Source organism: Candidatus Nitrosocosmicus agrestis (assembly GCF_008389435.1).
GTDB lineage: Archaea > Thermoproteota > Nitrososphaeria > Nitrososphaerales > Nitrososphaeraceae > Nitrosocosmicus > Nitrosocosmicus agrestis.
On record NZ_VUYS01000029.1, the window covers coordinates 18973 to 27404 of the forward strand.

The following is an 8432-nucleotide window of genomic DNA, read 5'->3' on the forward strand; positions in this document are numbered from 1 at the left end:
TGTTCCTTGTGCAATGGAAAGAAAAACTGCAGCAATATTTTTAGCACATGTTAATCCGCTCACTATCTCGCACGAGGCTATTATACGTAACCTTTTACAAAATTATAGCGTCTATGTTTTTCCTGTAAGATTTCTAAAAAATGATGTGGAAATTAATACCCGAAGCTTTCCTTTCTCGTATGAAATTCGAAAACAAATGATACTCGAATCTTTCGATTATAATGAGAATATTCATGTAATAGGAGATTATGCATTCCGTTCACCATACGTGCAATATTTTCCACCTTTTATCTCACCTGCATTTAAAAGATTAAAAGACAAGATAATTTTTAATATTAAAGAAAACTCTTATATTACTTACACAGGTGATAGGGCTGAACGGATTTTGTTGTCTCTTTTTGGGTTTAATCCGATTAAAGCCAATAGGCAAATTATTTCTTCTACTAACGTAAAGAATCTGTTATACAATTCAGTTATCCGACAAAATGATTTGGATTCATCAAATGATTCTCAGAATAATACTTTTAATTGGCTTGATTTTGTTTCTCCAAAAGTTGGAGAAGTAATCATGAAAAATTGGGAAACTATTAAAAATTTTTCGATATCTAAGGATGAAACCATACGGGTAATGGGAATGAAGTTTCCAAAAAATGGATTCATCTAAATAGTTTAACATAAATTTAACACTTTTATACAAGTAAAAAACTTGCAAAACTATGAACACAAAGAATGCTGATTTCATCTGGTTTGACGGCGAGGTCAAACCATGGGAATCTGTGACTGTGCCCATAACTACTCATGCAATGCATTATGGGACATCTGTTTTTGAGGGAATAAGAGGATATTCAAATAACGAGAACCTTTTCATTTTCAAGCTCAAGGAACATATGAAAAGACTAATTGAATCCGCAGAAGTATATTCAATAAATCCTCGTTATACATTGTCTGAAATGTGTGAATCCACTATCGAGTTATTAAAAAAGAACAATATCAAAACATCTTGTTATATAAGACCTTTATTATTTGTAGGATTGCATGGGATTGATCTGAATGTCACCAGAAACTCTCCTTCTCATTTGGCCATTATCGCGTTTCCATTTAATAGATACTTTCCGGAAACTGGAATACGAACATGTATTTCATCTTGGAGAAGGATTAATGAGAATTCGACTCCTCCAATGGCTAAAGCAGGTGGCAATTATATGAATTCCGTATTAGCTACCCAAGAGTGTAAAAGAAATGGATACGATGAGTCAATACTATTGGATTATCATGGAAATGTAAGTGAAGCACCAGGTGAAAATATCTTTGTGATTAGGAATAACAAAATATTCACTCCTCCATTGTCAGATTCTGTTTTAGAGGGAATAACCAGAGATACTGCAATTACCATTGCAAAGTATTTTGGATATGAAATACAAGAACGATCTATCTCTCGTACTGAATTGTATATCGCAGACGAAATTTTTGTAACCGGAACGGCTGCTGAGATTACTCCTGTCATAAGTGTTGATAATCATAGCATAGGAAATGGCCAGGTAGGAAAAATTACCAAAGAGATTTCGAGTTTCTATCAAAAAATTGTCACTTCTAAGATCCCTGAATTCAAGGATTGGCTTACTGCGGTATGGTAAACTGATTGTATAAAAATACTTTAGAATCTAATCATTTAAACTAGTAATAGTGGTGGGTTGAAGAATTTGACTAATAAATCAATTAAAGTTGCCGTAGTAGGAACAGGTGGCTGGGGTAAGAACCATGTTAGAGTTTTAAATGATTTAGGCGTTTTGACCGCAGTTTGTGATTCTGACCAAGGTCGGATTGATGCACTTTCAAAAAAGTTTAAAATCAATTCATATTTATCCATAGATACACTCCTCGAAAAGGAAATCGATTTGAATGCTTGTTTGGTGTGTACTCCCACAAAAACGCATTTCAAAGTCGCTCGAGAAATAATTAAGCATAAGATAAATGTTTTCGTTGAGAAACCTCTTTCCTTTTCATCCGTCGAATGTATTGAACTTACTAATCTATCAAAAGAGAATAACGTCATACTTACATCGGGATATATTGAACGGTTTAACCCCGTAGTACAAGATTTGAAGCAAATTATCGATGATAATAGATATGGTGAATTATTAATGATGGAATTTCACCGTGAGAACCGCATGCCCTTACATATCAAAGATGTTGGAATTATTTATGATACCTCTGTACACGATATTGATACTGCTTTATTTATTTTCAACAGTAAACCAAATGTTGTCTTTGCCCGCGCAGGTAAAAAGTTCCATAATTCTGAGGATTTTGCTACAATTATGTTGGGTTTTCCCAAAAACAAAGTGGCGATTATAGCATCTAATTGGATAACTCCCAAAAAGGTTAGACGATTTTCCGCAGTTTGTTCGGAAGGTACGATTACAGGTGATTTTATTACTCAGGAAATACGAATAGATGACGAAAACCAAACTATAATTCCAAGAAGAAAATTCAAAGAGCCATTAACTTTGGAGTTAGAAAACTTTATCAAAGCGGTATCGGGTAATATTACCAAGTTCTTAGTAACTCCGGAAGACGCAACCGCGGTCACAAGAATAGCAGAGGCGGCCCTGATATCCAGTAATACTGGTAATCCTGTATACCTTTCTCTTTAGATATTTTTTCCTTTTACAAGTATATACCTTAATATTTATGTGATGTAATCCTTGGAATATTGTATGATATATTCATCATTATATTCTGCAATCCGATTCTGAACTTGCCAAATAAATCATGAAATTGCAATTGAGGAGTTTATTGATATTTTTTCTTATACCTGACTGACACTTCTCAAAGCTATATTCTGTTTACTTTTTGATAAGGCATGTGTGTAGACTGGTTTATAACATACCTCTAAAATTAATTCTCCTCATCTGGTCAGTTATACCTGATAAAATTATAAATGGATTGAGTTATTAATCAAAATAAGTGATAGAAAGTGTCTTATGAAGGTAATCACCAAACACCTCCTGTTAATTTTGTTTCTCCAAAGGCCTATGTAGGCAACGGTGTCAAAATTTGGCATTTTGCATATGTAGGTAATGATACTACTATAGGTAATAATGTAATGATTGGGTCTTTGACACATGTAGACTATGGAGTAAAAATTGGGGATGATTGTAGAATAGAAGGATCTGTTTATATTCCTCCACTGACGGAAATCGGTAATCATGTGTTCATAGGTCCTGGCACCAAATTCACCAATGATCCTTATCCTATGAGCAAGAAAATGATAGGAGTTAAAGTCGAAGATGGTGCAATAATTGGAGGAGGATCAGTGATCAAAGCAGGCGTAACGATAGGTAAAAATAGTGTTATTGCAATGGCTTCTGTTGTGACTAAAGATGTTCCTCCAGATGTAGTAGTAATGGGTCATCCTGCACGAATAGTATATACCAGAAAGGAGTATGATCAAAAAAAGAGCAATTGGGATAATCCTTAATTTATTTGAAGATATTCTTTATACATTAGTTTTGTGAGGATAATTAACTTTTGAAAAATCTTCATTTTTTTTGATCATCGATGTCTTCTGGAAAAAATTTTAAATTATACTCGATGGATAGATGGTAGTTTTTGCTGTCCATATGATCTTTGATTGTAGTAGTTGTTACAATAGTTTATACGGCATTTGTAATTGATAGCATAATTATGCTGCTTTAAATAAATCCTGTCTAAATCTCGATTGTGGTAAATGTAGAATTGGCTGCAATTACTATTATTTTATAGTTTGAATGATGTTGATTGATGTTACTATTCATTTTATCAATAATCTTTTCATAATCAGAATTCGAACATGCTATAATAATGTTATTAAGTGAATTTGGGATGTAATTATTAGAATCTTGTATTTCAACCTCGCCAATATAATCTCTTAATTTAGATTCGAGCAATTCTCTTATAATCGCCTTGTCGCCTCTAATTTCATAATTGTCAATAGTCCACAGAATTGTTACCTTTGTTCTACTTGCTTTAATTTCTCTTATTTTGAGTTGACTCCTTGTTTCATCCACCAAACTTTTGATATACCCTTCAATTGATTTTATGGTTCCATTTACTAGGTAACTAAGCGGTGTTGAACTAGATAAGGAATGACTTATCATTCTAAGATCGAATAATCCGTTTGCGATCTCATCAAAATAAACCTGTTTGTACATTTTACTAAAAATTTCCATTTTGTCATCCTTTAACTTTGTTAGTCTTGATATTTCATTAATACACGCTAAAACCGAAAACTTCTTGATCACATTAATTGAATAATTCATTTCTGCAGACACCACACTACTCGTTGTTATAGCCGGTTGAACAGTTTTGTATTTATTTATATGGGTAAGAATCGAGTTTGTAAATGTATTCACTTTGTCTCGTGGATATGATGAACCTACAACAATTCTATCTACTTCCCCGTCAGCTTTGATTGGGTTGTAGTAATAATGTATATCCTTACCCACTATTAGACCGGATTGATGTTCAATAAGGGTAATTATCTCATTATTTCCTCCTATTCCTAATGGAATGTTTACTACAATGACTGAATCTTTTCTCAAAAATGTGATCAGTTCTCTAAATTTTTGTATAATTTCGTTCTTTACATCTTGGTTAATCTTCCTGATTCTGGGAGCAAAAAAAATCATAGGCGCATTTATTATTGCACTTTCAAATGGTTCTAAATTTAGTAACAATTCCTCATCTGTCAGAAAACTAATGTTTGAATATTCTTTTGCTATCTCGGGTGTGAGGATAATACCTAATCTAGAATTCTCATCAATAATGATCACTCTAGGTTGCATTTGCAGGATTCTTTTTGCAATTTCAAACCCCTCAGTACTCAATCCGTAAACAACCAAAGATCCTAACTCCCTCTCAGGATGGATGTCAACTCCCTTAGTACCTCTAGAGACCATAGAATTATTGCCTAAATCCAATACACTTCCAACTCTGGTATCCATTATGATTCTATCACCTGATCAAAATGCTTTCCCAGAATCCTCTACTCCCTTAATATTCTAGTTTTGTATATATTTATTTAGTTTTGGGTTTATTGATTTTAACTGCAATTTCGATTAGTCAAAATGAGAATTAATATTATAAATAAAAGCAAGAATTTTTTAATATCTTGGAAATATTCTAAATTGTGAAGATCTGGTTTGACATTCTGACACCTAAGCAAATAATGTTCTTCAAACCTGCGATAGACTTATTACAAAAAAAAGGTCATGATGTACTTGGCACTTCTAGAAACTATCGGGAAGCAAATGAATTATCCTATCTTAAAGACCTAAAACTGCTTATGGTAGGCAGCCATGGAGGATCAAATCTTTATGACAAACTTTTTCAGAGTTCAAAACGTATAGTCGAATTAACCAAGATAGTGTCGAAATTCTCCCCTGATGTTGTGATCAGTTTCTCCTCTCCTGAGGCTTCTAGGGTCGCATTTGGCCTAGGAATACATCATCTTGGATTTAATGATTCGCCCCATGCAGAAGCTGTGGCTAGGTTGACAATACCCTTATTATCAAAATTGTTTTCCCCCAAAGCTATCCCAATTTCTGCATGGAAAAAATTTGGAATATCTTCGTCTAACATAATCCGTTATGATGGCTTGGACCCAATTGCCTGGCTAAAGCTAAATTCTAATTTGCAAAATCTCAAGAAAAACGAGATTGGAAAACGTCCTCTCTACTCTCGGAAAGACAATCAATTGTTAGGTGCCCTGGGAATAAATGATAAAAAAAAATCTATACTGATCAGGTTAGAAGAATCAAAGGCAGCTTACATTTCAAACAAAAGTTTAAGAATTCAACCACTAGATTTTGTTGATCATGTAGTTGATTCTTTTGGTCCAGAAAATAATGTCGTTATTTTATGTAGGTATCCGGACCAAATCAAGGAGATGTCCAAAAGATTTACAGACAGCGCAATTGTGTTAAAACAGGTAATAGATGGGGTTAGACTGTTAGAAAATATTGATGTTTTTATAGGTGCAGGAGGTACTATGACTGCCGAATCTGCACTGCTTGGTAAACCAACAATCTCTATAGCCCCAATCCAGTTTTATATCGATGATTATTTAAAGAGGATAGGGCTAGTTCAGCAAGTTTCTACCCCGGGGCAGTTGATAGAGACGGTAAACACCTTGCTATCGGACGATAAAAAATGTGCTGATATCATGAAAAGGGCTATTATGAGAATTAATAATATGGAAGACCCCATAGATAAGCTAATTGAATATTTAAATTCAATGAATAAAAAATAAATTCGTAATATTAATAACGTCCGTACATACAATATTAAAATGCCCGGAAGCCCGGTAGAATTTGAAATGCCGAATGTAGTGGCCAAGCATAGAGGCCTTTGGAGCCTTTGACCCCAGTTCGAATCTGGGCCGGGCTACTTCGAATATTTTGGTGGTTTGTAGAGTTACATTGATTAACTGGTAATTATTGCATGGAATGAAGTGTGTTGATATAATGCCTTCAATATTTTCTGAGCTACTGTTCTTTAGTAGCGTCAAAGCCCGATAAAGAAGAATTACTGATTTTAGTATCTGCTTGTTGGATATATTCTCCTTCTCAACGATGACTAAATTCTCAAAATCGAATATTTGGCTGATAGGGATTAGCTTAGATTCAAGGGGGTGTCTTTAAACCTTCAACTTTCTTTCGCATCGTACATTTTAACTTTCTTTATGTGATTTAGAAAGCTGTTTATGACCTTCAAGGTATTAGACCTCTGCTTTAGAGAGAAGCGACATAACGAAAGTAATGGAACAAGGTTAAAAGATCTTTTGGCCAAAAATATAACTCGAATTGTGCTGACATGTATGTGGATTTGTTATTATCTAACAAAAATTTGTAACTGCAGTTATCATAATCTACCTATACATGCTATTTAATGTTCATCTGATAGGTAGAAATACCTTCAAAAGAATTCAATAGGGGTCATGCATTGGGTTCATGTCACGCATGATGCAAGACCCGATTTTCTAACCATTATATACTGTCAAATCTAGACTACTCAAACGTGATATATGAACTCCTCATTAGAATCTATTATTGAAATACAATTATTTAATTAATAACGTAATTTGTAGGCGTTGGTTACCTTGTTTTGGCCAATCTTGTTATGATCTATATAATACCACTAACATCATTTACGTTAAAGAAATAATATTAGTCAGCCAAGCGATATATAATCATGAACATTATCGAAAGTGAGATACCTTATTTGGTGGAAGCAAGAACATGTGGATGTAAGGAGAGAGGGAGAAGTGTTTCATATCATTTCGTTGAGTCAGCTCATAGCTTGTGTCTAGGAAAAGGTGAATTAATTTTGGCTCAAATTCAGGCTTGCGAAAGATTGTTAAAATATGTCAAGTCTAAAGAAGATATGCAACTACTTAGAGATGAATTATCTAAACTAAAGTTAGTATTGGATTTGATCAGATACTAATACTAAAAAGCAGTTTTTCTAATTATCATTTGTCTAAAAGCGTGTATTAACCGTAGTGAATCATGTGAATCGCTTAAAATAACCTGCGGTCCCGAAGTTTGATTCCAAGAGTTTTTCAAGGGAAAACCACTTGAATCGGAGCTATTACTGCCATCCAATTGAACTAGACTATTGCTGTTTACAAACTGATCAGGATTGGCACCGACAATGGGTTTTAAGACCGCTGGTATCGGATTTATAGTTATCCTTCCCTCATCAGGCCCACTTTTCACTCCTTGCTCGTTAGTAACCATTAGTTCAAACCCAATATTCTGCCGATCTCCTAAGTAAGGTGCTGTATAGGTTAGCTTTCTACAGTTGATTCACGAAGAATTACTTCTGGCCCAGATGTTTGTGTCCACTGATAGGTGAGAGTTCTACCTGAATTGTCCGAACTACCACTACCATCATGATGAACAGTGTCTCCAGAGGCTACGATTTGGTCTTGTCCTGCATTAACAGTTAATGGAGATATCGGGGAGACTGAGATAACTGATACGGTATCTTAATCATAATTTACTACCAAAAAGTTACCATCATAAGGATTATAGACTATCCGAAAGGAGATCTAATAAGTTTTATGGTGTCTATCGCATTAATAGGAAAAGTATCAATTACAGAAACCAAGTCTGGACCTTCGCTTGTATTGCTCGTCATATACAAATTCTTTTTATCCGGATTGTAAACTAACCCAACAGGGGTTCTTCAAAATAACTCAACTGAGAATGTAGAAAATATGAAATTTAACGTTACGCTATATGATTCTGAAAATAAAACGTTAAGAGACACAAGCAGATTCATATCTGGTCCTTTTACCATTTATGAACCTAATTCTACAGAAAGATTTAGTTTTCTAATGAGTGTAGAAAGGTTTGACCATTATAAGGTAACGGCATTCGGTGAGC

The 8432-nt window shown here is 34.2% G+C and carries 9 protein-coding genes and 1 tRNA gene; 7 read left to right on the forward strand and 3 right to left on the reverse strand.

Features of this window, described 5'->3' with window-relative positions:
- Positions 1-13 precede the first annotated feature (13 nt).
- From F1Z66_RS14310 to F1Z66_RS14325, 4 genes are all read left to right on the forward strand, one after another.
- Positions 14-664: a hypothetical protein gene (locus F1Z66_RS14310; protein WP_149864303.1), complete on the forward strand. Its 651-nt coding sequence runs from the start codon at positions 14-16 to the stop codon at positions 662-664.
- A gap of 52 nt (positions 665-716) precedes the next feature.
- Positions 717-1634, forward strand: coding sequence for a branched-chain amino acid transaminase (locus tag F1Z66_RS14315; protein WP_149864304.1), 918 nt, complete (start codon positions 717-719; stop codon positions 1632-1634).
- A gap of 66 nt (positions 1635-1700) precedes the next feature.
- Positions 1701-2654, forward strand: coding sequence for a Gfo/Idh/MocA family protein (locus F1Z66_RS14320; protein ID WP_201448662.1), 954 nt, complete (start codon positions 1701-1703; stop codon positions 2652-2654).
- A 323-nt stretch (positions 2655-2977) separates the two neighbouring features.
- Positions 2978-3481 carry an acyltransferase gene (locus F1Z66_RS14325; protein ID WP_149864305.1) on the forward strand — a complete coding sequence of 168 codons (504 nt, stop codon included), beginning with the start codon at positions 2978-2980 and terminating at the stop codon, positions 3479-3481.
- A 229-nt stretch (positions 3482-3710) separates the two neighbouring features.
- Here F1Z66_RS14325 and F1Z66_RS14330 read toward each other — a convergent pair whose 3' ends face one another.
- Positions 3711-4985 carry a hypothetical protein gene (locus F1Z66_RS14330; protein ID WP_149864306.1) on the reverse strand — a complete coding sequence of 425 codons (1275 nt, stop codon included), beginning with the start codon at positions 4983-4985 and terminating at the stop codon, positions 3711-3713.
- Between the two features lie 185 nt (positions 4986-5170).
- On the opposite strand from F1Z66_RS14330, the gene F1Z66_RS14335 reads away from it, so the two are divergent.
- From F1Z66_RS14335 to F1Z66_RS14345, 3 genes are all read left to right on the forward strand, one after another.
- The gene (locus tag F1Z66_RS14335; protein ID WP_149864307.1) at positions 5171-6292 is read left to right on the forward strand and encodes a DUF354 domain-containing protein; all 1122 of its coding nucleotides are present in this window, start codon (positions 5171-5173) and stop codon (positions 6290-6292) included.
- A gap of 48 nt (positions 6293-6340) precedes the next feature.
- Positions 6341-6429: transfer RNA gene (locus tag F1Z66_RS14340), tRNA-Gln, on the forward strand.
- Positions 6430-7233: 804 nt separating this feature from the next.
- Positions 7234-7488, forward strand: coding sequence for a hypothetical protein (locus F1Z66_RS14345; protein WP_149864308.1), 255 nt, complete (start codon positions 7234-7236; stop codon positions 7486-7488).
- Positions 7489-7490: 2 nt separating this feature from the next.
- On the opposite strand, the gene F1Z66_RS14350 is transcribed toward F1Z66_RS14345, so the two are convergent.
- Together F1Z66_RS14350 and F1Z66_RS16495 are read right to left on the reverse strand one after the other, a co-directional pair.
- Positions 7491-7781 carry a hypothetical protein gene (locus F1Z66_RS14350; protein WP_149864309.1) on the reverse strand — a complete coding sequence of 97 codons (291 nt, stop codon included), beginning with the start codon at positions 7779-7781 and terminating at the stop codon, positions 7491-7493.
- 50 nt (positions 7782-7831) lie between these two features.
- Complete coding sequence (locus tag F1Z66_RS16495) at positions 7832-8017, reverse strand: PKD domain-containing protein (RefSeq protein WP_438502951.1); 186 nt, start codon at positions 8015-8017, stop codon at positions 7832-7834.
- Positions 8018-8432 lie beyond the last annotated feature (415 nt).